The organism is Telluria mixta (genome assembly GCF_029223865.1).
Lineage (GTDB): Bacteria > Pseudomonadota > Gammaproteobacteria > Burkholderiales > Burkholderiaceae_D > Telluria > Telluria mixta.
On sequence record NZ_CP119520.1, the window covers coordinates 4,077,649 to 4,100,793 of the forward strand.

Genomic DNA, 23,145 nt, shown 5'->3' on the forward strand with positions numbered 1-23,145 from the left:
TTCCACACCCCTTTCCTTGCTATTGTTGCCGCTCGCAAGGAGAACCCCATGTTCGTACAAACGAGAAATCCCGGCTTCGCCGTGGCTGTCGCCATCCTGCTGGCCGCATGCGGTGGAGGCGGTGGCGGTAGCCAGACCACTGCGCCGCCCGTGACGGCACCGACGGCCCAGGCGCCCACGATCTCATCCCAGCCGGCCGCGCAATCCGTGAGCGCCGGCGGCGCCGCCACGTTCACCGTGACCGCGAGCGGCACCGACCTCACTTACCAGTGGCAGCGCGACGGCAAGGACATCGCCGGGGCGACGTCCGCCAGCTACACCCTCGCTAACGTGCAGAGCGCGGACACGGGCGCCAGATTCACGGTCGTCGTCAAGAATGCCGGCGGCAGCGCGACGAGCGCCGCAGCCGTGCTGACGGTCTTGCCGGCCGCGGCACGCGGACTGGCGTTCGTCGCCGGCACGCTGGGCGGTGCGGGGAACCTGGACGGCGTCGACGGCCGCCTGGCGTCGCCCGTCCGCGTCGCCCTCAGCCCAGACGGTGTGCTGTACGTGGCCGACGACATGAGCGCGCTCGTGTCGGACGGGAATCCGCCGACTGGCGACACCGTCCTGCGCATCGTGAACGTCGCCACGGGCGATATCAGGACGATCAATACCGAACCGCTGCGCACGACCGGCATGGCGTTCGACAAGGCCGGCAATCTCTACGAAGCCACCTGGAGCGCGGTCTACCGGACGGCGCCGGGCGGCAAGCGCACGCTGTTCGCCGGCTCCGCCACCGGGCGCGGGCATACCGACGGCGCCGGCACGGCCGCGCGCTTCGACGGCATCGCGGCGCTCGCGGTCGATGCCCAAGGCAACGTGGTGGTGGCCGATGCCAACGTCGTGCGCAAGATCGCGCCGGACGGCAGCGTCGCCACCGTCGCGGGCGGTGGTGCGCTGGACGGCAGCGGTTATCCGAAGGATGGGACCGGCACCGCAGCCAGCTTCGGCAGCATCACGGCGCTGGCACTCGATGCCAACGGCAACATCCAGCTGGTCGACGGACTGAAGCTGCGCGTCGTCACGCCCGCGGGCGTCGTCAGTACCCGGACGGTCACGGAGGGCGGCCAGCCGGCGGCGATCACGGGCGGCGACCTCGGCCTCGCCATCGACAAGGCGGGCAACGTGTACGTCAACGACACCTATATCGGGTGCCGGATCCGCAAGGTGGCCCCGGACGGGACGATGACCGACGTGGCGGGCATGTCGGGCGGCCGCGGCGGTCGAGACGGCAAGGGCCCGGCGGCCAGCTTCTGCGGGGCCGTCGACCCGTTCTACCTGAAGTGGCAGACGAGCGGCACCGATCTCGGTAACCTGGTGCTCGACGTCGCCGGCAACCTGGTCGTCGCGGACAGCACGGCCCGGACGATCCGCCGGGTTACGCCGGACGGCGACGTCAAGACCGTCGCGGGACGCGCAGGCTCGACCCTCATCAACGTGGACGGCCCGGCGAGCAGCGCGCAGTTCGTGCTCAACACGATCGACTACCGCCAGACCTCGCTCCCGTTTTCGGCCCGGTCGAACTATGCGCTGGCGGCCGACGCCCTGGGCAATGTCTACGTGGGCGAGAACGACCGCATCCGCAAGGTCACGCCGGACGGCAACGTCGGCACGTTGCCGCTGCAGGCGCCCGGCGCCAAGGATGCGCGCCTCTTTCTTGCGGGACTGGCGTTCGGCGGCAATGCGTACGCCTCCCGTGCGCTCGATCCGCTCGACCGTGTAAATGCGGACGGCAGCCTCGCGGTGGTGACGGGCGTCCCCGCGGGTTCCGTCGGGTATGGGGAGAACGACGTCGCCATGGATGCGTCCGGCAACCTGTACTGGATCGATTACCGTACGGCCGTCACGTCGCCCGGACCGTATCCCGTGCTCAAGCTCGCGCCGGGCGGCACCGTCACGACGCTACCGGACACCGCCACGAGCCTCGGCACGCCGGACGCGGACGGCAACCTGTGGAGCGTGAAGCCCGACGGCACCGTGACCCGGCTGGGCACCGACGGCAAGGTGACCGTCGTGCGCACCGTGTCCGCCACGACAGGCGCCGTGCCGCTCGCCATCGCGCGCGACCGCGCCGGCAACCTGTACCTGGCGTGGCACGAAAAGCCGAACTGGTACTCGGTGCACAAGGTCACGCCGGCCGGCGCCGACAGCATCATCGCCGGCACGCCGGGGGCGTACGGCGTGCGCCTGGGCGCGCCGGGCAGTCTGGGCGCGATCGCTGCGCTGGCGGTGGGCATGGACGGCAACGTCTACGTGATGAGCGAGAGCGCGGTGCTGCGCATCGGCCAGTGACGCGTGCGGGGCACCAGTCCGGTTGTTTGTCTTATACTGCGGGCTCAAGACAACCGGACTGCCCATGGACGACCACCTCAAAGAAACGAAGATCGACGGCGAGCTCGCCTACGACGGCAACTTCCTCAAAGTCTCGCGCGACCGCGTGAAACTCCCCGACGGCAAGATCACGCAACGCGAATTCATCCGCCATCCCGGCGCCGTCGTGATCCTCGCGCTGTTCGACGACGGCCGCGTGCTGCTCGAACGCCAGTTCCGCTATCCGAACGACCAGGTCTTCATCGAATTCCCGGCCGGGAAGATCGACCCGGGCGAAGAGTCGCTCGCGTGCGCCAAGCGCGAACTGGAAGAAGAGACGGGCTATACGGCCACCGACTGGCATTTCGTCTGCACGATCCACAACGCGATCGCGTATTCCGACGAGCACCTCGACCTGTTCCTCGCGCGTGGCCTGACCGCGGGCGACGCGAAGCTGGACGACGGCGAATTCCTCGAGACCTTCACGGCGACCATCCCCGAGATGCTGGAGATGGTGAAACGCGGCGACATCACGGACGTCAAGACCGTGATCGGCACGTTCTGGCTGGAGAAGATCGCTGCCGGCACCTGGAAGCCGGCCTAAGTGCGCTGGGCCGCGCTCGGCTTGATGCTGCTCGCCTGGAGCGGCCTCGCATCCGCGCGCACATCGTTCGAAGCGAGCTGCGAGGACGCGGCCCGCGACGCCGGCGCGACGTTTTCCACGCGCGAGAGCGGCTGGCGCGTCGACAATACCGCGTCCTACCGCGACCTGACCCGCATGAAGCGGCCGGGCGTGCGCAACGGCTACGTGCTGGGTCTTACGCGCACGGAATCGCGCGTGGCGATCCAGGTCGACGGCACCTTGCTGACGTCGCCCGACGGCGCGGCCGAATGCGTGCTGCCGCGCATCGCGGTAACCTTGTACTACCAGCCCATCGTCGTATACGTCAGCCGCGAATTCGAGCCGGACTCGTGCACGTATGACGAGATACTTGCGCACGAAATGCGCCATCTCAAGTCTTACCTGGACTATCTGCCGAAAGTGGAAGAGCGGGTGCGCGCCCGGCTGGGTGGCCGCTTCGCCGGCAAACCGTTGTATGCGCGTGCCGGGGAGTCGCGGGCACTGCTCCAGCGCGAAATCGACCGCAACTGGATGCCGTACATTAAGGCAGAGATGGGGCGCGTGGAAAAGCTGCAGGCCGCCATCGACAGTCCGACGGAATATGCGCGTCTGAGCAAAGTTTGCCAAGGTGAGGTACAGTCTCTTATTGGATCGACAAGACGTTCCCGATCGTAGATTGAACAACATGACTCAAGCACCACGTTACTTTGCCCTGATTCCCGCCGCCGGCGTCGGCGCCCGGATGGAGGCAACGAGCCCCAAGCAGTACCTGAAAATCGGCGGCAAGCCCATGCTCAGGCATACGCTCGACGCATTCCTGTCCAGCGAGCTCATCGCGCACACGTTCGTCGTCGTGAGCCCGGACGACCCCTATATCGACGCCGTCGCGCCGCATCATGGCGTGACCGTCCTGCGCTGCGGCGGCGCCAGCCGCATGGAATCCGTGCGCAACGGCCTCGCCGTGCTCGCCAGCACGCTGTCGCGCGCCGACTGGGTGCTCGTGCACGATGCCGCGCGCCCCGGCCTGACCGCCGAACTCATCGAAAAACTGATCACCGGCACGGGCGACCACCCGGCCGGCGGCCTGCTGGCGCTGCCGGTGGTCGACACGGTCAAGCGCTGCATCGACGGCGAAGCGGCCGGCACCGTGCCGCGCAACGGCCTGTGGCTGGCGCAGACCCCGCAGATGTTCCGCTACGAGCTGCTGCGCGAGGCGCTGGCGGCCGCCACCGACCCGGATTCGATTACCGATGATGCCAGCGCGGTTGAAGCCCTCGGATTGAGCCCTAAATTGGTGGAAGGGCATCCCCGCAATCTCAAAGTGACGCTGCCGGACGATATCCGGATCGCCGAGATGTACCTGGCAGTGTCCCAACCCGAACTCGTGTAAGGCGTGTAAAGAACATCATGGCTCTCGCATCGTACAACCCGACCCCGCCGTTCCGCATCGGTACCGGCTATGACTGCCACGCCCTCGTCGAAGGGCGTAAACTGATCGTCGGTGGCGTCACCATCCCGCACCGCCTGGGCCTGCTCGGCCACTCGGACGCCGACGTGCTGCTGCACGCGATCATCGACGCCATGCTGGGCGCCGCCGGCCTCGGCGACATCGGCAAGCACTTCCCGGACACCGACCCGATGTTCGCCGGCGCCGACTCGCGCGTACTGCTGCGCGAAGCGGCGAACCGCGTGCTGGGCACCGGCTACACCATCGGCAACGTCGACGCGACCATCATCGCGCAACAGCCGAAGATGGCGCCGCACATCCCGCAGATGGTGTCGCGCATCGCCGAGGACATCGGCGCGTCGCCGCAGCAGGTGAACATCAAGGCCAAGACCAACGAGAAGCTCGGCTTCCTCGGCCGCGAAGAGGGCATGGCGGCGCAGGCGACGGTCCTTTTGATCCGCGCGGCGGGCTGATCCACGCGACTCTCGTTTCCGTTGTAACATCGTCGATCTGACGATGACAACGGGGACGACAATGACAACAAGCACGCCACGTGCGGCCTGGGGCCTGATCCTGGCCGCCAGCGCCATCCTGATGATCACGATGGCGGCGCGGCTCACGACGGGCCTGTTTCTGTCGCCGCTGAACACGGCGACCGGCCTCGGCATCGCGTCGATCAGCTTCGCGATGGCCGTCGGCCAGTTCATGTGGGGCGCGTCGCAACCCGTCTTCGGCGCCGTCGCCGACAAATACGGTTCCATGCCCGTCATCGTGCTGGGCGCCGTGCTGCTGGCCGGCGGCCTCGCGGCCACGCCGTTCGTGTCCACGCAATGGGGCCTGCTCGTCACCCTGGGCATCCTGTCCGCGAGCGGGGCGGGCGCGGGCAGTTTCTCGATCCTCATCGGCGCCACCGCGCAGCGCCTGTCGGCCGAGCGGCGCGCGTTCGCATCCGGCTTCATCAACGCGGGCGGCTCGTTCGGCCAGTTCGTGTTCGCGCCGCTCGTCCAGTTCCTCATCGCGCGGGCCGGCTGGATCACCGCGATGCTGGCGCTGGCCGCGACGAGCCTGCTCACGATCCCGCTCGCGTGGCCGCTGCGCGGCAAGCCGCCCGCGCAATCCGTTGTCGGCCACGGTGACCTGACGCTCGGCCGCCAGGTACGTGAAGCGATGCGCGACCGCAGCTACCTGTGCCTGCACGCGGGCTTCTTCACGTGCGGCTTCCACATCGCCTTCCTCGTCACCCACTTGCCGGGCGAGGTCGCGCTGTGCGGCCTGCCGGCGGGCGTCTCGGCGACGGCGCTGGGTCTCATCGGCCTCTTCAACATCGCGGGCTCGCTGGCGGCGGGCGCGCTCGCCCAGCGCTACCGCATGAAATGGCTGCTGGCGCTCACCTACGGCGGCCGTGCCGTAATCATCGCGGCCTACCTGCTGGCGCCGAAATCCGCCTGGACGTTCTACGTGTTCGCCGCCGCCCTCGGCTTCACGTGGCTCGCGACCGTGCCGCCGACCGCGGGCCTCGTCGGCAAGCTGTTCGGCATGCGCTACCTCGCCACCCTGTTCGGCCTGACCCTGCTGTCGCACCAGATCGGCGGCTTCTTCGGTGCCTGGCTGGGCGGCCTCGCGTTCGTGCGCTTCGGCGACTACTCGTGGATGTGGTACGCCGATATCGCCCTGGCCGTTGCCGCCGCGCTCGTCAACCTGCCGATCCGCGAGGCGAAGCCGGCCCCCGCGGCCGTGGCGGCCTGACTTCCATGGCGCGCGATCCCTGGGCCTACCGCGACGTGGCCGTCGAATCCGTGCCCGATGCGCGCACCGGCCGGCTGCGCATCAAGCCGATGGCGGGGCAGGCGTATGCGACGTCGATGCGCGTGCAATGCGCGCGGGCGTTGTCCGACCCCGAGCGCTATCCGGCCGGCACCCGCTTCCTCATCCGTGCCAAGCTCACCGACCGCGCGGGCGGGCCGCCGTTCCTGTATGCGTGGCACGGCGATCCAGTGCGCGTGCTGACGGCGCGCGAGGTGCGCACCTTCCTCGACGAATACCGGCGCCGGCGCATTTGAGCCGGACGTCAGTCCTGCAGCGAGTGCCGCGGCACGTCGTCCGCGAGCGGCACCGTGCCGCGGCCCGCGCCGGTCGCGAGCATCAGGCGATTGACGTAGGCGTCGTAGCGGTCGTGGCCGGGGTAGGCGACCGGCGCATAGTCATAGATGAGGCAGGGCAGCAGGGAATACTGGACGATCAACATCAAGCGCGCCGTGCGTGCCGGCAGCGTGCCCTTGTGGATGCCGCGGGTATCGACGAAGAACGCGGTGCCGGCCGCGCCCGTGATGTCGACGCGGCAGCCGTGCCTGCGCATCACGTCGGCGTCGCTGTAGTGGCGCAGGCGGATCGGCATGCGGTCCCGGTGCGTGCCCGGGACATAGCTGTGGGGCCCCGCATCGAGGTCGACGTCGGTGAGATACACCATCAGTTTGATGCTGCCCGGCTCCGAGTCGCGATGGAAGTCCAGCAGGCCGTCGGGCGCGCCGTCGCCAGGAAAGGTCCAGCGCAGGCCCATCAGCGAGATCGTCGGCGTGTAGCCGAGATAGCCCGCAGCCAGGCGCAGCACGTCCGGGTGGTTGGCCACCTCCATGATGTGCGGGCAGTGGACCAGGGTCTCGAGCGGGTAGTCGCCCACGCGGCAACCGGGCGGCACGGCGTCGATGCGGAACGGGCAGCCGTCCCGCCGTGCCGGGATCATGTCCTGGTCACGCAGGTATGCCAGCGCCTGCGCGCACTGGTCGCCGGACAGCAGGGCGCCCATCCGCAGGTACCCCTGGGCACGCATCCGATCGAGCGCGAGCCCGTCGTCCCGGATCGCGCGCGCGGACGGCCCGTGCAGCATGTGGAGGCCCGCGACCAGGGCCCGGGTGGCGATGCGTCGCAATGTTCGGCTGGTGCACGCGCGCTGGACGTAATAGCCGAACAGTTTGAGCCGGGCGTGCCTGGACCCGCCGCTGACGCTGACGTATTTCTGCATGGGCTTCCTGGGATCTCGGACGCGACGCCGGACGCGGCGCCATCCCGTCGATTCTAAGACCGAATCATGTCATTTAGACATTTCAAAAATGTTAAAGTGAGTAAATAGCTCGTTTGGACACCGTTTCCCTCTGGAACGGACACACGCGGTCCGGCCGGGTACGCAGTCGTGGTCGTGTTCGTGGAAAAATCGCTACACTCCCTACTTCGCAATGAATCGAGAACGAAAGGACCGTCATGGCAACAAGGAAGATCGCAGTGCTCGTCGGCAGCCTGCGCAAGGAATCGTTTACGCGCAAGCTGGCCAAGAGCCTGATGCTGGCCGCGCCGCCCACGCTGGAACTCGAAATCGTCGAGATCGGCGAGATGCCGCTGTACAACCAGGATGACGAGACCGATACGCCGCCCGCCACCTGGACCGAGTTCCGCGGCCGCATCAAGGAAGCCGACGGCGTCCTGTTCTGCACCCCGGAATACAACCGTTCGCTGCCTGCCGTCCTCAAGAACGCCATCGACGTGGGCTCGCGCCCGTACGGCCAGGCCGCGTGGACGGGCAAGCCGTGCGCGGTCGTGTCCAACTCGCCGGGCGCGCTGGGTGGATTCGGCGCCAACCACGCCGTGCGCCAGTGCCTGGTCTTCCTCAACATGCCGTGCATGCAGTCGCCCGAAGCGTACATCGGCAGCGTCGGGGGCAAGTTCGACGGCGACACGCTGACGGACGAGGGCCTCAAGACGTTCCTGCAGCAGTTCATGGAGTGCTTCGCGACGTGGGTGGAGCGCCATGCCGACTGATGCCGCAAACAGCCCCATCGCGATCCGCGAAATCGATCACATCGTGCTGCGCGTGGTCGACCTCGCGCGCATGCTGGCGTTCTACGGCGACGTGCTGGGCTGCCGCGAAGTACGGCGCCAGGACGAGATCGGCCTCGTGCAGTTGCGCGCCGGCAGTTCGATGGTCGACCTGATCCCGATCTCCGGCAAGCTCGGGGCGGCGGGCGGCGCGGCGCCGGGCAGGGAAGGGCGCAACATCGATCATTTCTGCTTCCGCGTCGAGCCGTTCGACGAAGACGCCATCCGCGCCCACCTGGCCGTGCACGGCATCGAGGCGGGGCCGGCCGCGTCGCGCTTCGGGGCCGAGGGCGAGGGGCCGTCGATCTACCTCGAGGACCCGGAAGGCAACATGATCGAGCTGAAGGGAGCACCTACCGCGCCATGAGGCAGGATGATGAAGCACCGCCGTACGTGCCGCAGGCGCCCACCGCCTACGGCAAGCCGCCGCCCGGGTGGCGGCGGCACATGTACGACGTCATTTTCGAGGCCGACACGCCGGCCGGGCGGCGCTTCGACATCGCCCTGGTGTGCGCCATCCTGCTCAGCATCCTCGTCGTCGTGCTGGACAGCGTGCCGCGGCTGCATCACGACCATGCCGAGCTGCTGAACGTGCTCGAATGGGGCTTCACCGTGCTGTTCACGGTGGAGTATGTGGCGCGCCTCGTGTGCGTGCAGCGGCCATGGCGCTATGCGGGCGGGTTCTACGGCGTGATCGACCTGCTGGCCGTGCTGCCGTCTTACTTTTCGCTGCTGATGCCCGGCACCGAGCTGCTGCTCGACATCCGCATCCTGCGCCTGCTGCGCGTCTTCCGCATCTTCAAGCTGACCCTGTATATCGAGGAATACACGCGCCTGGGCGAAGCGCTCGCGGCCAGCCGGCGCAAGATCCTCGTGTTCCTGTCCGTCGTGCTGATGGCGATCCTGATCCTCGGCACGGTCATGTACGTCGTCGAGGGACCGAAGAACGGCTACACGAGCATCCCCGTCGCGATGTACTGGGCGACGGTCACCATGACGACGGTCGGGTATGGCGACATCACGCCGCACACCAACCTCGGCAAGGCGATCGCGTCGTTCATGATGCTGATGGGGTGGGGCATCCTCGCCGTGCCGACCGGGATCGTGACGGCCGAGATGACGCTGCGCCATGGCGACCGCAGGATGGGGCCGGCACGGACGGCGCGCCACTGTCCGTCGTGCGGCAGTGGCGGCCACGAGGCGGGCGCCCGGTTCTGCAAGGATTGCGGGGCGGCGCTGCCGGCGGGCCACGGTGGCGCAAAATGAGGGTTGCTCAATTGTTAGAATCGGATAGAATCGTCATTACAGCGTAAGTCCCTGCGAATCGATGGACCAGTGGACGGAACCGATATGACGACCTCTGTCGCGCCCCAGGATGCGGGCACCCCGACCGTCCTGATTGTCGACGATACGCCGGCCAACGTGGGGATCCTCGTCGAGTATCTCGAGGGTCGCCAGGTCCGGGTGGCGGTCGCGCAAGAAGGCGAGGAGGGCCTGGCCCGCGCGGAATTCGTGCAGCCCGACCTGATCCTGTTGGATGTGATGATGCCCGGCATGGACGGCTTCGAGACGTGCCGGCGCCTCAAGGCTTCCCCCCGTACGCGCGACATCCCCGTGATCTTCATGACCGCGCTCTCCGAGACCCACGACAAGGTGGCGGGCTTCGCGGCGGGCGGCGTCGACTACGTGACGAAGCCGTTCCAGATCGATGAAGTATGGGCGCGCGTGACGACCCATCTTGCATTGCGCAGCGCGCAGAAGCGTCTGGCGGAACAGAACGCCCAGCTGCGGCGCACCGAAGCCGAGCTGCAGGCGGCCAACAACCTGCTCGAGCAGCGCGTGGCCGAGCGCACCGCGGAGCTGGTCCGGACCAACGCCCGCCTGGAACAGAAAATCGCCGACTACAACCAGGCGGAGCGGCGCATCGATTACATGGCGCACCACGACGCCCTGACGGGGCTGCCCAACCGCCTGCTGCTGGAAGACCGGGTCAACCAGGCGATCGCCCAGGCGCGGCGCCACCAGGACGAGATGGTCGCGCAACTGCACGTCGACCTGGACCACTTCAAGACCATCAACGATTCCCTCGGCGAGCGCATCGGCGACCGCCTGCTGCAGGCCGTCGCCACCCGGCTGCAGCAATGCACGCGCGAGGGCGACAGCCTCGGATGCCTGGGCGGGAACGGGTTCGGCATCTGTCTCGCGGCCCTGCGGGGGAGCAACGACGCCGCGCTCGTGGCGGGCAAGGTCCTCGACGCCCTGAGCCGGCCGTTCCACGTCGAGGACCACGAACTGCACGTCAGCGCCAGCATCGGCGTGGGCCTGTTCCCGTCCGACGGCCATGACGCGGCCGCGCTGCTGCGCGCGGCCAATGCGGCCATGTACCAGGCCAAGCAGAAGGGCCGCAACACCTACCAGTTCTTCACGCCGGCCCTGCACGAAGCGGCGAAGCGGCGCATGGCGGCGACCAGCCAGCTGCGCCAGGCGCTCGCCCACGACGAGTTTTCCGTGTACTACCAGCCGCAGGTCGACATGGAGAGCGGGCGGATCTTTTCGGCGGAAGCGCTGCTGCGCTGGACGCCGCCCGGCAAGACGCCCCGGTCCTGCGCGGAGTTCATCGCCATCGCCGAAGAAACGGGCATCATCGTGCCGATCGGCGAATGGGTGCTGCGCCAGGCGTGCGCGCAACTGAAGCGCTGGCGCGACGGCGGCCATCCGGACATGCGGATCGCCGTCAACCTGTCGGCCCGCCAGTTCACCCAGGCCAACCTGACGGACTTCGTGGCCCAGGTGCTGCGCGACACGGGCGTCCCCGCCGACGCGCTCGAGCTCGAACTGACGGAAAGCCTGACGATGCAGCCCAGCGACGACAACCTCGACGTCATGCGCCGGCTGAGCGCCATGGGCGTGCAGCTGTCCATCGACGACTTCGGCACCGGCTATTCCAGCCTCGCCTACCTGCAGAACTTCCCCATCCACGCGCTCAAGATCGACCGCTCGTTCGTCATCGGGATCAACGAGCAGGCGCACGACGCCGCGATCGTCACGGCCATCATCGCGATGGCGCACAGCCTGCACCTGAACCTGATCGCGGAGGGCGTCGACAGCCCCGAGCACGTCTCGTTCCTGACGGCGCACGGCTGCCTGGCCGCGCAGGGCTATTACTACAGCCAGCCGGTGCCGGCGGAGGTGATGACCCGGCTGCTCGACCAGGAGAACCTGACGCCGAACGGCGGCGCCAGGGTCGATGCGATCGCGCGTTAGAACTTGAAGCCCAGCCGCGCGTAGTAATACCCGCCATTAATGCCGAACGGCGAGAACGACGGATACACGGTGACGGCGCCGTTGTCGAGGTTTGCGCGCTGCTCGGCCAGGAGGTTTGCGTTGACGTGGTCCGGGTACTGGTTGAACAAATTGTTCGCCCCCACCGACAGCATCCACGCCTTGGTGAACTGGTAGCTGACTTCCAGGTCCGTGATCGCGGTCGGCTTTACCTCCGTCTTGTAGTATGTGGCGCCATCCGACGACTGCAGTTCCGAGGCGCGGCCGTAGAACGCTTCGCGCGCATTGATCGTCCACGGCCCCGACTTCCACAGCGCGCCCAGGTTCACGCGCACGCGAGGGGACGCCGTCTCCAGGTCCGAGATCGCCGTGGCGTCCAGCAGCGTCTGCGGCTGCAGCTGCGCCGGCGCCTGGTTGATCTTGATGACCTCGACCTTGTTCCAGTTGGCCGCCAGCGACCAGTCCACCTTGCCGTACGCGCCGTAGCTGCTGTTCAGGGTCGCGACGAATTCCAGGCCGCGCGAGCGCGTGTTCACGGCGTTCGAGAAGATGTTGATGCCGGTCTGGACGACGGTCGGATCGAGCTGGTTGCCGTTGGCGATGATCGCGGCCGTGACGGCGGGCGAGTTCACCGCGCCGCCCGAACCGTACAGCGAACCGGAACCGACGATGCGGTCGCGGATCGTGATCTGGTAGGCGTCCAGCGTGATCGCCGCGTTCGCGGACGGATTGATCACGATGCCCGCGCTGATGTTCGTCGACGCTTCCGGCCGCAGGCCGTTCACGCCCACCAGCTTCGCGCCGGGCGAATTCGGCGCGAGCTGCACGAACGCGCTGCGCGGCGACACGTTCGTCGCCGAGTAGTATTCCTCGGCCAGCGTGGGCGCGCGAAAACCGTTCGAATACGTGGCGCGCACGCCCACCACCGGCGAGAAGTCATAGCGGCTCGTCAGCTTGCCGACCTTGGCGTTGCCGAAGTCGCTGAAGTGCTCGTAGCGGCCGGCCAGGTCGACCGTCCAGCCGGCCACCGGCTGGCCGGCGAGGTCCACGTACACGGCCTTGTTGGTGCGGCTGTGCGAGCCGGCGTCGGTGAGCGAGAAGCCGGGGAACGATTGCGCGCCTTCCTTGTAGCGCGAGGCGGCGTCGCCGGCGCCGATCTCGTACTCGTCGCGGCGGTGCTCCAGGCCGACGGCGAACGTCAGCGGCGTCGACCAGCCCACGGCGAACTCGTGGTGCAGGTCGAGGTTGTTGGTCCACTGGCTCGCCACGAACTTGCCGGCGTAGAAGTCGAGCGGCGTCGACCCGGTGTCCGCGAACAGCGACACGTTGCCCGAGTGCGCGACGCCCAGCTTCGCCTCGTCGCGGCCGTAGGTGCTGGACAGGTCCCAGTCCCACCCGCCGGCCAGCTTGCCCTTGATGCCCGCGGTGAACGCGTAGTCGTCTTCCTTGAACGTTTCCTGCGGCGAGAAGCCGAGCGGGTAGATTGTCGGCAGGCGGTTCGGCATGCGGTAGTTCTCGAACGCCGCGGCCTTCTTGTGGCCGTACGTGGCGAAGCCGTACAGGGTGAGGTCGGGCGTCAGGTCCGCGCCGAAGTTGGCGGCGAAGATGTGCTGGCGGTACTGCGCGTCGCCGGAGATGTGGTTCACGTTCGGATAGCCCGGCGCGCCCTTCAGCGACGGCATGGCCGCGAGGTTGGCCGGGTCGATCACGCGCGGATCGATGCCGCCGCGGTCGGAAAAGCCGTGGTACTTCGTTTCCGCCGTCAGGCTCAGGTACGCATCCGCGAACGGCGCGAGGCCCAGGTTGGCGCTGGCGTCGCCCGTGCGCCCGCCGCCGTCGCCATAGCCGCCGCCGTTGACGTTGCCCGTGAGGCCGCGGTAGTTCGACTTGAGGATGATGTTGACGACGCCCGCGATCGCATCGGTGCCGTACTGCGCGGCGGCGCCGTCCTGCAGCACCTCGATGTGGTCGATGGCCGCGACGGGGATGTAGTTCAGGTCCGCCGCCGCGCCGCCCTGGTACGGGCCGCCCAGCACGGCCAGGTTCGACGTGCCGTGGCGGCGCTTGCCGTTGACGAGGACCAGCGTATTGTTCGGCGACAGGCCGCGCAGGCGCGCCGACAGCGTCATGTTGGCCATGTCGCCGCCGAACGCCTGCGCCGTCAGCGACGGCAGGTTCTGCGCCAGCGCCTGGATCAGGTCCGGCTGGCCCGTGCGCTGCAGCGACGTCGTGTCGAGCACCTGGATCGGCGACGCGCTGTTCTCGACCTTCAGGCCCGTGGCGCGCGTGCCGGTGACGATGACGACGCCCGTGTTGAGCGGGCCGGCTTCGGCGGCAGCTACCGGTGCTTCGTCTTCCGCGGCGTGGGCGCCGAGACTGCAGGACAGGACACCGGCGGCGACGCCGGCATGGAGGATGGCCTTGTGCATGTGAACCCCTTATCTGGACAGTGTTTTAGGAATGAATGTCTCCACGGGCGAGGCTCCCCGGTTTATTTTTTTGCGGCCACGACTTCGATTTCGACGAACCAGCCGGGATTCGACAGCCCGGCCACCTGCACGACGGCACGCGCGGGCAGGTTCGGCTGCGCGCCGCCGAAGAACTGCGTATAGCCCGCCATGAAGCCGGCGACGTCGGCGCGGCCGTTTTTATTCGGATCGCCGACGAGGAAGACCTGCATCTTGACGACGTCGCCCATCGTCAAACCCATGCCCTGCAGGATCTCCTTGATCTTCGTGAGCACGCCGACGGTCTGCGTCTTCGTGTCGCCGAACGCGGCGGACGAATTCGGGTCGGCCGCCTTGTCGACGACGGGCGGCACCTGGCCGCTGATGAAGTGGATCGTCGTCCCCGGCGGCAGGGTGACGGCCTGGGCGATCGGGAAGTCGGAATCGGGGATCTTGTGCCGGACGATGGCGGTGGGCGCGGCCAGCACGGTCAGGGGGAGGGCGAGCGCGAGGGCTGCGGCGAGTCTTGTCGTTTTCATGGAACCTCTCTGGTGTCAGTGTTTGTTGCCGAAGCGGCTGTGCGATGCGGGCGCCACGCCGAGCGCGGTGCGCGTGCTGCCCACGTCCTGCTCGGTGACGGGCGCGCCGCCGTTGCCCCAGCTTGAGCGGACATAGGTCAGCACCTGGGCGATCTCGCCGTCGTCGAGGCTCCCGGAAAAATCGGGCATGCCGCCGCGGCCTTTCAGCAGCACGGTGGCCACGTCGCTCGGGGCGCCCTGCACGAACGCGTTGCCCGCAAGGGCGGGGAAGGCGCCCGGGATACCCTTGCCGGTCGGTTGATGGCACGCGGCGCAGTTCTTCGCGAACAGGCTCTTGCCGTCCGTGGTGTCCGCGCGGGCGACGGCGGTGCAGCCCACGAGCGCGGCAAGAAAGAGTGTTTTGAACGTCATGCGCTTGCCTTTCGATGGAGTTGTTCGATCTGCTGCCACGCCGACTCGATGGCGCCGGCCTGCCAGCCCGTCAGGTAGCTGAGGTGCTCGCCCGCCAGCAGCACGCGGCCTTCGCCCGCCAGCAGGGTCGGATACGCCTTCTGCCGGCCCGCCTCGTCCCATTCGGCCCAGCCGCCCAGGTTGTACTGGACGCGGTGCCAGGCCACGGAGAACGCGTTCTCGAACGCCTCCCGGTAAGGCGGGAAGATCTTTGCGCCGGCGCTCACGGCGAAGTCCGCGCGTTCGGCGGGCGTCATGGCGCTGACCTCGATGGCGTCCAGCGCGTAGTTGTAGTAGCCGAGCAGCACGCCCTTCTTCGACTGCCAGCCGGACGAGGGCAGCGAGATCGTGTTGATGGCCTTGAGGTCGGTGAGCACGTGACCGCCGTAGATCTGGTCGTCCTCTTCCCAGAAGCGGCGCTTCATCTGCAGGCCGATCTTGCCGACCGGCGCATACGACACGGCCTTCAGCGCATCCTTGAAGCCGCTTGAAAAGTCCGCGTCGATCGTGCGCAGCACGGACAGCGGGATCGTGCACAGGCAGTAATCCGCCGTCACCTGCGACACCCTGCCGCTCTTGACGTCCTTGACGGTGACGGTGACCTGGTCGGCCGACTGGCGGATGGTCTGCACTTCCGCGCCGTAGCGGATGTGGCGGCCGACGCGCTTCACGAATCCCTGCGCGATGCGGTCCATGCCGCCGACCGGCTGGAACATCGTCGCGTGCATCGGGAATTCCTGCACGGCGCTGTAGACCTTGGCGACCTTGGATTCGAGCAGCTCGCGAAAGCCCAGCGGATCGGCGAGCTTGCCCGGCCTGAGGCCCGCGCCGGGCTGCTCGGCGAAACCCGCGCCGTTGCGGCCCCGGTACACGAGATCCTGCGTGGACAGGGCGCCTTCGTGCGCCAGGTAGTCGAGCAGGAGGTGCTGGTCGTCCGCCGTGAGCGCCGTGTCGAGCCGGTTGGCCTGCACGGACTTGGCCAGCAGCTCCGCCACGTGCCCGCGCATGTCGGCCTTGATCTGTTCCTGGCGCAGGCGCTGCTTCGAGAACGGGCCGGCATCCTCCATGTAGACCCAGGCGTGGTCGTTGTCGTTGACCATGACCTCGAGCGGGATGTCGAACTGTTTCGTGTAATGCAGGGTCGACTGGTGGTCGAGCGGGATGCGCCACGGGCCATGGTTGATGTACAGGCCGTCGTCGAAACGGCAGGCCTGCGCCTCGCCGCCCAGTTCCTGCAAGGTGAAGCCCTTGCGTGCCGTCTGGCAGCGTCCGCCCGCGAAGGGGCGCGCTTCCAGCACCTCGACCTTGTAGCCCAGCTTGCCCAGTTCATACGCCGCCGTCATGCCGGCCAGGCCCGCGCCGAGGATGAGGACCTTCTTGCCCCTGCCGCTGCCGGACAGCGCCGGCGGGGCATTGACCCGGGACGCGATGCCCATGCCCCAGGCGTTCATCGTATTGAGCAGCAAGGCCGAACCGCCAACCATTGCCGCCCGGTGAAGAAATTCGCGCCGCGTCAGCGACCGTGTCAAACGTTTCATCCGCACCTCTTCTGGTTATTGCTGGAACCTTCTTCGTTCACTTGAGTTTCAGCAATAGACGTGCCAGCGAGAGGTGGTAAAGAGAAAAAATCTACGTCGAAAATAAAGTTGTTTTCTGCATTTGGCGAACGTAAGGTTGGGGTAAGGCAGAGACGCCAAATAAAGTTCGTTTCGGCGGCAAGTAGGGCCGACCAGCTGGACGGCGCATCGCGCGCACTTTATTTGTCGACGAACAGACTTTGTTTTGTCTTTATGCGCAGCAGATGGGGAAACTGGCGCGGCCGGCCCGCTTTGTCGCACTGCACCATGCTGGGCCGGCCCGCACCGGATTGGCTAGGGCAGAATCGTTTGCTGCACCGCAACGGCATGGCGCCGTCCCGCGGCAGGCGCGCCGTCCTTGTCCAGCCAGTAGCTGAACTGGCCGAAGCTGGGCAGGTCGGCGGGCGGCCGGTCGCGGTAATAGTCCTGCAGCATTTGCCGGTAGGCGGCGCGGCGCGAAAACTCGGGATGCGTGGCGGTATAGCGCGCAACGGCGGCGCGGAACGTTGCGCGCATCGCGGCATCCGTATTCTGGCCGGGATGATCGCCCGATTTGCGGGGACGGCCACGCTTGATACCCGCGTTGGCCCCACGCGTCTTCCCCGGCGCGCCGGAATTGCCGTAGTCGGGGAGCAGCGCATCCATGGTCTGGCCCCGCTCCCAGAAGCGGCGCAGGTAGCGCAGCACGCTCGGCCGCGACACGCCGTGGGCGGCCGCGCATGCGGCCACCAGCGCGGCGCGCTCGCGCGGCTGGTACAGCGCGGGCACGTGCGCGTGCAGGCCGGCGACGATGTCCCAGGCCTTCGCCTGCAGGTCGCGGTATTTCTGGGGCAGCAGCGTGGGCGGGGCGGGCGCGGCGTACGGATCGTCGGTCAGCAGGCGGGCACGGCCGGTGAGCACGTCGTCGGCCAGCACATGCGGCGCGACCATGCGCGGCTGGCTGTGCGGCAGGCCCAGCTCGAAGGTGCAGGCGAGCAGCCGGTCGGGGGCGATCCACAGGATGCGGATCGTGCGTAGCGGGCGGGCATACTGGATCACATCGTTTGGCAGAAACATGGCGGCTCCCTCATGAGTTCAGGAACTTGAATCCATGCAAAGATCGGACCAACGTTTGCTACTTCAGGCTGACAAGCCCGACACGATTAGTCCAGATCAAAGGTGGCCATCCTCGCGCCCTTAGTCTGTGAGATCGCGTCGCGGCGCCAGCTGCGGCCCGTTCAACCCAAAACTTTGCGAGGCAAATCCATGTATCCATTTCCACAAACGATCGCCCCGGCGGTCCGTACCCATATCGATGCCCAGACCGCGTTCCTGAATGACATGTCGAAGTCGCTGTTCAGCGCATTCCAGCAGATGTGCGACCTGAACATCCAGCTCGTGCAGACGATGCTGGAAGAAACGACGCTCGCCAGCAAGCAGGTGCTGAGCGCCGACCGCCAGTCGGAGCTGCTCAGCGCCGCCACGTCGCGCACGCAGCCGGCGACGGAAAAACTGCGCGCCTACCAGCAGCACATCGCCCGCCTGGCGGCCGATGCCCAGGTCGACCTGTCGCGCGTGACGGAGCAGCACGTGCAGAACACGACCCGCACCGCGCGCGCCCTGGCGGACGAAGTGGCGCGCGACGCCACCGAGCAGACCGAGCGCGGCCTGCGCGCCCAGCAGGAAACCGTGCGCCAGTTCAGCGATCCGTTCATCCGGGCCGGCAACGGTGCCGCCCAGCCGCATGCATCGGGCGGCACGAGCCAGGGGCAGCAAATGCCGCCGGGCCAGCAGCAGGGTAGCAAGGACCAGCGGGCCACCACGCACTGACCCGGCGCAGTTCCCGGACCGCAGTTGCCACGCCTTATGCGCCGCGCCCGGCCACCGGGTGCGGCGCGATGATGTCCTGTGCAGCCGGGGCAGCGGTCCGGATGCGCGGCCCCAGGCCGAACAGCGGACGCAGCAACGGCACCCGGCGTACGATCTCGAAGCCGGCGAAGCTGAGCACCGTCACGAGCACGACGAGCAGCACGGCTTCCAGGCCCGGCGGGCGGTGCAGCGGTTTCAACGCATGGGCCAGCACGACGATCAGGGTCTGGTGCAGGATGTAGACGGGGAACACGGCCTCGGTCAGGTAACGCCGGGCCGGTCCGTCGCGATCCAGGTGGCGCTGGGCAAAGCCGCAGGCCGCCAGGATCGCACTCCACGCCAGCAGCGCGTAATTCGCGCGCATCGGCGTCGCGAGCAATTCCCAGCGCGTGCCGTCGATGCCGCCGGTCTCGTCGAGTGCGATCCACAGCATGAGCAGGGCCCAGCCGGCGAGGGCCAGCGCGAGGCACGTCCAGCGCAGCGCCGCGACACGGGGCCACAAGCCCGGCACGCGCGCCATCAGGGCGCCCAGCAAAAAGACCGGCAGATAGTTCGCATGGTTGTACCAGTCGTCCACGAGCGCGTGGGTGACGGGAAAACGGTTCAGCATCAGGATGCGCGCCAGCGCCAGCACGGCGGCCGGCAGCACGATGATCTTCCAGCCCGTCAGCACGCGGCCGAACAGGGCGGCGAGGCGGTCGAAGCGCGGACCCAGCGCCAGCACGACGAGCGCGAGGACGGCCGTATAGGCCCACAGGTAGGCGACGAACCACAGGTGGTTCCAGGTCGGCAGGATCAGGCAGCCGTCCTGGCAGAAGCCGTGGTAGCCGCGCACGTACAGCCGCATGAAGTCGGCGTAGCTGCCCGCATAGCCGAGCTTCTCGACGACTTCGAGATACGATTGCGGCGGCACGATGACCAGCATGCCGAACAGCAGCGGCACGAGCAGGCGCCAGCTGCGCTTGCGCAGGAAGGCGAGGGGACGCAGCTTCGCCAGCATGGCGCTGGAGGCGACGCCGGACACGAGGAACAGCAGCGACAGCCGCCACGGAGACGACAGCATCATGAAGGGCTCGAGGGCAGGGCCGGCATACGGACTCTTCACGTGCCAGCCCCACGTCACGTAGTACATGCCCACGTGATACAGGATCAGCAGGAAGAACGCGATGATGCGTACCCAGTCGAGGAAGTGATGGCGCGGCGGATGGTTGGTGTGCATGGCGGATCGTCGTCGGTTGGTCGATGAAAGAGAACGACGTCAGACTAGATCCGCGCATGGTCCCGCGCGAGCGGAATGTGGCGAAGCGGGTACGGGATGGGGCGAGCCGGCCGCTCAGGGCGCGGACAGCTCGATCTTCAGCGCGGCCGCGTGGGCCGTCGGCAGGCGCGACGGCAGCGTCACGACCAGGGCATCCTCGCGCTGCGTCCACCTCAGCCTGGCCTTGCTGCCCAGCAGGCGCACCGAACGGACCGGTCCGCCGGCATACGCCGCACCCTTGCCGAGGGAACGAATCACCACCTCCTTGACCGGTACGCCGAGGGTGATGGCGTACACGGCATTGCCCCTGGTGGTGAAGCGGATGTCTTGCGCCGTGTACGCGGCGCTTTCCTTCATGGCGCCGGCGGCGGTCTCCGTCGGCCCCTCGCCATATACCTTCCAGGGCCGCGTTCCGTAGATGGCCTCGCCGTTGGGCTGGATCCATGCCGCCATCTCGTCCAGGAACCTGCGCGACTCGGGCGGCAGGCTGCCGTCCGGATACTGCACCACGTTGATCAGCAGGTTGCCGTTCTTGCTGACGATATCGGCCAGCATATGGATGACCTCGGCCGTCGATTTATAGTGGTAGCCGTCGCTGTAGAACCAGTCGCCGATCGACGTGTCCGTTTGCCACGGCTGCGGATGAATGCCGCTCAACACGCCCCGTTCCACGTCCAGGACGCCCGCGTCGGAGGTATCGCCCGAGCCCTGGGCCTTGTGGTTGTAGACGGCGGTCAAGCGGCCGCCGTGCCGCGCCATGTTGCCGTTGTAGTAGTTGGCCAGCAAGGTGCGCCCCACCTTCCCGAACGGCAGGCCGCCATCGGAATACAACAGGTCGGGATGGTAGGTGTCGATGAGGTCGCTGATGCGCTTGAACCATTCTTCATGCCACGCGGGACTGGTCGCGTACCAGTTGTCCAGGTTGCTGTGCAGGCCCTCGTCGTGGGCCGGGTGATACAGTTCCTGGTACGCGGGATCGGCGCCGTCGTACGGCACACCGGCCAGGGGACCGGTCTTGTCGTGCCCGTGACTGGGCGCGAGCCACGCATAGCTGGCCCCCAGATGTTCGGACACGCCGAACGGCAGGCCGTGTTTCCGCGCCGCCTGCTGCCAGGCGCCGACGATGTCGCGATGCGGCCCCATCCTGACGGCATTCCAGCTGTGGTAACGCGAATTCCACAAGTCGAAATTGTCGTGATGGACACCCATGCTCACGAAGTATTTGGCGCCCGCCTTGACGTACAGCGCCATGAGCGCATCCGGATCGAAGCGCTCCGCCTTCCACAGCGGAATGATGTCCTTGTAGCCCGCCCTGGATGGATGGCCGTAGTGCTTCAGGTGATGCTCGTACTGGGGATGGCCTTCGAGATACATATTGCGCGCATACCAGTCGCCTGCACGCGGCACCGCCTGCGGTCCCCAGTGCGACCAGATGCCGAATTTGGCATCGCGGAACCAGTCCGGCGCGCGGTATTGCCTGAACGAGGCGGCGTCGCTGGTGAATGGGCCGGGCCGCAGCGGCGGTTCGTAAGCCTCGCCGGCGAATGCCGGTAACCAGCATGCCAGCACGCCGGTGCAGATCAAGCTTCGTAAGGGGCGCAGCGCCATCGTCGGGTCTCCATCATCGGTATCAAAACCCGCGATCATAGTGAGGCGGGATGCCCTGCGGGGCGACTTGAGTAATCCTCTGCGGGGATTGATGGATTTCGTAAGTGGCCAAAAAAAAAGCCCGCACGGGGCGGGCTTGAATCTATTTTCTTGGAGGAAGATAGAGGAGACGGTTCAGATTATGCAGGGGCAAAAGAAATAAATCCAATCTGATTTTCAGATATCGATCATACAAATTTGGAATAATAAGGCTGAGATAATTGGTGATGTTTCGTCGGGTACATACGTTCTAGAATGGAATGCTGTATTGCGAGCATTCCATTCCCATTCCGTTCATGAAAACCGCTTTCCTCAGCCGCGCCCTGTCCATCCTGTTCCTGGCGATGCCGCTGGCGCGGGCCGCCGACGTGAGCGATCTCGTCGACCGGAACTGGATCGACATCGCCAGCCCGAATTTCCGCGTCGTCACCGACCAGCCGGAAGACGTCGCGCGCCACATGATCGTCGACCTGGAAAATCTCCGCTATATCTCCAACCGCGTGCGCGGCGCGCAATCGCTGGACGGGCCGCCGCTGACGATCGTCGCCATGGGCCGGAGCAGCTTCGCGACACTGGAGCTGCCCCGCAACATGGCCGGCGTGTTCCAGCTGTCGCGCCATGGGTACGCGGCCATCGCGAAGATCGAGGATTACGTCACGTCGGCGGCGGCGAGCGACATGTCGCGCGCGACCATCCTCCATGAATACCACCATTTCCTGCTGCATTATTCGCCCGAGACGACGGCGTATCCGCGCTGGTACGACGAAGGGATGTCGGAGTACTGGTCGTCGCTCGTCATCCAGGACGGTACGGCATGGTTCGGCCATCCCGTGGAAGGCAGCCATCGCGAAGACTGGCTGGCCGACCAGACGGGCCGGATCAATCTCGATACCAGATGGCTGTTCAACACGACGAGGCTCGCCTACGACGACAGCACGCGCAGCCGCGCGATCGACACCGCCCGCTTTTATGCCTGCGCAAAGTACGCGATCCACTACTTCAATTCGAGCCCCGAATTGCGCAGGCAACTCGCACATTACCTGCGCTTGCATAACATGGGGCTGTCGGAAGACCAGGCCGTGCGCTTCGCTTTCAAGAAGTCGTACGAGGAACTCAACGTCGAGATGCGGCGCTACGTGGAGCGTCGCCTGACGGCCCGCGGATTTTCGACCGGCAAGGATGGGCTCGACCTGCCGCAGGTCCAGGTCAAGGTCGCGAAGCTCGACCGCGCTGCGACGTATGCCGTACTGGCCGACGTGGTGCCACGCTTTGCGAAGCGCGGCACCAGGGCGGCGCGGGAACTGGTCGCAACGAACCTGAAGCTCCACCCCGACGATCCGAAGGCGAACATCATCGCCGTCGGTCACGGTGTCGTCGACGATGGTGCCACCCGCCTGGCCGCACTGCTGGAACGCTATCCGAACGATGCGGACCTGCTGGCCACCCGCGCCGAAGGCCTGCGCATGGCGGCATTCGCGATGCACGACACGGGAACGTCCGGCTGGGAAGCGCCGCTCAACGAGGCGCGCGACCTGGCCCGGCGCGCCATCAAGGCAGACCCGTCGAATTCCATGGCCTACTATGTCCTGGGCCACGCGTACAAGCTTGCGCCCGACATCGGGCCTGTCCAGGAAGGTATCGCCGCCCTGGACACCCTCGTCATCTACGAACCGTCGCCCGGCAGTTTCCGCATGCTGGCCCACCTCTACCTGCGCAACAAGCAATTGCTGGAAGCGGTCAAGAGCATCCGCAGCGCCGTCGCGTTCGACTCGGCGGGCAAGTACCCGCTCGACGCGCTGCTGATGGAAA

The 23,145-nt window shown here is 67.0% G+C and carries 20 protein-coding genes; 12 read left to right on the forward strand and 8 right to left on the reverse strand.

From position 1 onward, the window contains the following. Positions 1-48 precede the first annotated feature (48 nt). From P0M04_RS18185 to P0M04_RS18215, 7 genes are all read left to right on the forward strand, one after another. Complete coding sequence (locus P0M04_RS18185; protein WP_259447687.1) at positions 49-2,334, forward strand: hypothetical protein; 2,286 nt, start codon at positions 49-51, stop codon at positions 2,332-2,334. Positions 2,335-2,398: 64 nt separating this feature from the next. Then, entirely contained in the window at positions 2,399-2,956 is a 558-nt protein-coding gene (locus P0M04_RS18190; RefSeq protein ID WP_259447686.1) for an NUDIX domain-containing protein, read from the forward strand. Then, positions 2,957-3,649 (forward strand): hypothetical protein, encoded by a 693-nt coding sequence (locus P0M04_RS18195; RefSeq protein ID WP_259447685.1) that lies wholly within the window; start codon positions 2,957-2,959, stop codon positions 3,647-3,649. Between the two features lie 10 nt (positions 3,650-3,659). Beyond that, entirely contained in the window at positions 3,660-4,364 is a 705-nt protein-coding gene (gene ispD, locus P0M04_RS18200) for a 2-C-methyl-D-erythritol 4-phosphate cytidylyltransferase (RefSeq protein ID WP_259447684.1), read from the forward strand. 17 nt (positions 4,365-4,381) lie between these two features. Beyond that, on the forward strand, positions 4,382-4,894 hold the full coding sequence (ispF, locus tag P0M04_RS18205) for a 2-C-methyl-D-erythritol 2,4-cyclodiphosphate synthase (RefSeq protein WP_036230599.1): 513 nt from the start codon (positions 4,382-4,384) through the stop codon (positions 4,892-4,894). A 61-nt stretch (positions 4,895-4,955) separates the two neighbouring features. After that, on the forward strand, positions 4,956-6,167 hold the full coding sequence (locus P0M04_RS18210; RefSeq protein WP_259447683.1) for an MFS transporter: 1,212 nt from the start codon (positions 4,956-4,958) through the stop codon (positions 6,165-6,167). Positions 6,168-6,172: 5 nt separating this feature from the next. Then, complete coding sequence (locus P0M04_RS18215) at positions 6,173-6,481, forward strand: hypothetical protein (RefSeq protein WP_105375500.1); 309 nt, start codon at positions 6,173-6,175, stop codon at positions 6,479-6,481. An 8-nt stretch (positions 6,482-6,489) separates the two neighbouring features. Here the strand turns inward: P0M04_RS18215 and P0M04_RS18220 are convergent, their stop codons facing one another. Next, complete coding sequence (locus P0M04_RS18220; protein ID WP_259447682.1) at positions 6,490-7,440, reverse strand: phytanoyl-CoA dioxygenase family protein; 951 nt, start codon at positions 7,438-7,440, stop codon at positions 6,490-6,492. Positions 7,441-7,676: 236 nt separating this feature from the next. Between P0M04_RS18220 and P0M04_RS18225 the strand changes: the two genes are divergently transcribed. From P0M04_RS18225 to P0M04_RS18240, 4 genes are all read left to right on the forward strand, one after another. Further along, positions 7,677-8,231: an NADPH-dependent FMN reductase gene (locus tag P0M04_RS18225; RefSeq protein WP_259447681.1), complete on the forward strand. Its 555-nt coding sequence runs from the start codon at positions 7,677-7,679 to the stop codon at positions 8,229-8,231. Continuing rightward, positions 8,221-8,655 (forward strand): VOC family protein, encoded by a 435-nt coding sequence (locus P0M04_RS18230; protein WP_259447680.1) that lies wholly within the window; start codon positions 8,221-8,223, stop codon positions 8,653-8,655. The genes P0M04_RS18225 and P0M04_RS18230 overlap by 11 nt, the downstream gene beginning before the upstream one ends. Then, complete coding sequence (locus tag P0M04_RS18235) at positions 8,652-9,554, forward strand: ion transporter (RefSeq protein WP_259447679.1); 903 nt, start codon at positions 8,652-8,654, stop codon at positions 9,552-9,554. The genes P0M04_RS18230 and P0M04_RS18235 overlap by 4 nt, the downstream gene beginning before the upstream one ends. A gap of 84 nt (positions 9,555-9,638) precedes the next feature. Continuing rightward, positions 9,639-11,552: a two-component system response regulator gene (locus P0M04_RS18240; protein WP_259447678.1), complete on the forward strand. Its 1,914-nt coding sequence runs from the start codon at positions 9,639-9,641 to the stop codon at positions 11,550-11,552. On the opposite strand, the gene P0M04_RS18245 is transcribed toward P0M04_RS18240, so the two are convergent. From P0M04_RS18245 to P0M04_RS18265, 5 genes are all read right to left on the reverse strand, one after another. Further along, a complete protein-coding gene (locus tag P0M04_RS18245; protein WP_259447677.1) occupies positions 11,549-13,999 on the reverse strand; it encodes a TonB-dependent receptor plug domain-containing protein in 2,451 nt (816 codons plus the stop codon). The genes P0M04_RS18240 and P0M04_RS18245 overlap by 4 nt on opposite strands. A gap of 62 nt (positions 14,000-14,061) precedes the next feature. Then, on the reverse strand, positions 14,062-14,556 hold the full coding sequence (locus P0M04_RS18250) for a RidA family protein (RefSeq protein ID WP_259447676.1): 495 nt from the start codon (positions 14,554-14,556) through the stop codon (positions 14,062-14,064). Between the two features lie 15 nt (positions 14,557-14,571). Next, positions 14,572-14,967 carry a c-type cytochrome gene (locus P0M04_RS18255; protein WP_259447675.1) on the reverse strand — a complete coding sequence of 132 codons (396 nt, stop codon included), beginning with the start codon at positions 14,965-14,967 and terminating at the stop codon, positions 14,572-14,574. Beyond that, entirely contained in the window at positions 14,964-16,544 is a 1,581-nt protein-coding gene (locus P0M04_RS18260) for a flavin monoamine oxidase family protein (RefSeq protein ID WP_259447674.1), read from the reverse strand. The genes P0M04_RS18255 and P0M04_RS18260 overlap by 4 nt, the downstream gene beginning before the upstream one ends. Before the next feature lie 333 nt (positions 16,545-16,877). Then, entirely contained in the window at positions 16,878-17,639 is a 762-nt protein-coding gene (locus P0M04_RS18265) for a hypothetical protein (protein ID WP_259447673.1), read from the reverse strand. A 189-nt stretch (positions 17,640-17,828) separates the two neighbouring features. Between P0M04_RS18265 and P0M04_RS18270 the strand changes: the two genes are divergently transcribed. Beyond that, complete coding sequence (locus P0M04_RS18270; protein ID WP_259447672.1) at positions 17,829-18,392, forward strand: phasin family protein; 564 nt, start codon at positions 17,829-17,831, stop codon at positions 18,390-18,392. Between the two features lie 34 nt (positions 18,393-18,426). Here P0M04_RS18270 and P0M04_RS18275 read toward each other — a convergent pair whose 3' ends face one another. Both P0M04_RS18275 and P0M04_RS18280 read right to left on the reverse strand, forming a co-directional pair. Next, positions 18,427-19,650, reverse strand: coding sequence for an acyltransferase family protein (locus tag P0M04_RS18275; RefSeq protein ID WP_259447671.1), 1,224 nt, complete (start codon positions 19,648-19,650; stop codon positions 18,427-18,429). A 114-nt stretch (positions 19,651-19,764) separates the two neighbouring features. After that, a complete protein-coding gene (locus P0M04_RS18280; protein WP_259447670.1) occupies positions 19,765-21,297 on the reverse strand; it encodes an alpha-L-fucosidase in 1,533 nt (510 codons plus the stop codon). Positions 21,298-23,145: the final 1,848 nt, after the last annotated feature.

Bases quoted from the DNA above. Each gene is read 5' to 3' on its own strand.
- P0M04_RS18185 (WP_259447687.1), top strand. From the start codon at position 49: ATGTTCGTACAAACGAGAAATCCCGGCTTCGCCGTGGCTGTCGCCATC.
- P0M04_RS18190 (WP_259447686.1), top strand. From the start codon at position 2,399: ATGGACGACCACCTCAAAGAAACGAAGATCGACGGCGAGCTCGCCTAC.
- ispD (WP_259447684.1), top strand. From the start codon at position 3,660: ATGACTCAAGCACCACGTTACTTTGCCCTGATTCCCGCCGCCGGCGTC.
- ispF (WP_036230599.1), top strand. From the start codon at position 4,382: ATGGCTCTCGCATCGTACAACCCGACCCCGCCGTTCCGCATCGGTACC.
- P0M04_RS18210 (WP_259447683.1), top strand. From the start codon at position 4,956: ATGACAACAAGCACGCCACGTGCGGCCTGGGGCCTGATCCTGGCCGCC.
- P0M04_RS18215 (WP_105375500.1), top strand. From the start codon at position 6,173: ATGGCGCGCGATCCCTGGGCCTACCGCGACGTGGCCGTCGAATCCGTG.
- P0M04_RS18220 (WP_259447682.1), bottom strand. From the start codon at position 7,440: ATGCAGAAATACGTCAGCGTCAGCGGCGGGTCCAGGCACGCCCGGCTC.
- P0M04_RS18225 (WP_259447681.1), top strand. From the start codon at position 7,677: ATGGCAACAAGGAAGATCGCAGTGCTCGTCGGCAGCCTGCGCAAGGAA.
- P0M04_RS18230 (WP_259447680.1), top strand. From the start codon at position 8,221: ATGCCGACTGATGCCGCAAACAGCCCCATCGCGATCCGCGAAATCGAT.
- P0M04_RS18235 (WP_259447679.1), top strand. From the start codon at position 8,652: ATGAGGCAGGATGATGAAGCACCGCCGTACGTGCCGCAGGCGCCCACC.
- P0M04_RS18240 (WP_259447678.1), top strand. From the start codon at position 9,639: ATGACGACCTCTGTCGCGCCCCAGGATGCGGGCACCCCGACCGTCCTG.
- P0M04_RS18245 (WP_259447677.1), bottom strand. From the start codon at position 13,999: ATGCACAAGGCCATCCTCCATGCCGGCGTCGCCGCCGGTGTCCTGTCC.
- P0M04_RS18250 (WP_259447676.1), bottom strand. From the start codon at position 14,556: ATGAAAACGACAAGACTCGCCGCAGCCCTCGCGCTCGCCCTCCCCCTG.
- P0M04_RS18255 (WP_259447675.1), bottom strand. From the start codon at position 14,967: ATGACGTTCAAAACACTCTTTCTTGCCGCGCTCGTGGGCTGCACCGCC.
- P0M04_RS18260 (WP_259447674.1), bottom strand. From the start codon at position 16,544: ATGAAACGTTTGACACGGTCGCTGACGCGGCGCGAATTTCTTCACCGG.
- P0M04_RS18265 (WP_259447673.1), bottom strand. From the start codon at position 17,639: ATGTTTCTGCCAAACGATGTGATCCAGTATGCCCGCCCGCTACGCACG.
- P0M04_RS18270 (WP_259447672.1), top strand. From the start codon at position 17,829: ATGTATCCATTTCCACAAACGATCGCCCCGGCGGTCCGTACCCATATC.
- P0M04_RS18275 (WP_259447671.1), bottom strand. From the start codon at position 19,650: ATGCACACCAACCATCCGCCGCGCCATCACTTCCTCGACTGGGTACGC.
- P0M04_RS18280 (WP_259447670.1), bottom strand. From the start codon at position 21,297: ATGGCGCTGCGCCCCTTACGAAGCTTGATCTGCACCGGCGTGCTGGCA.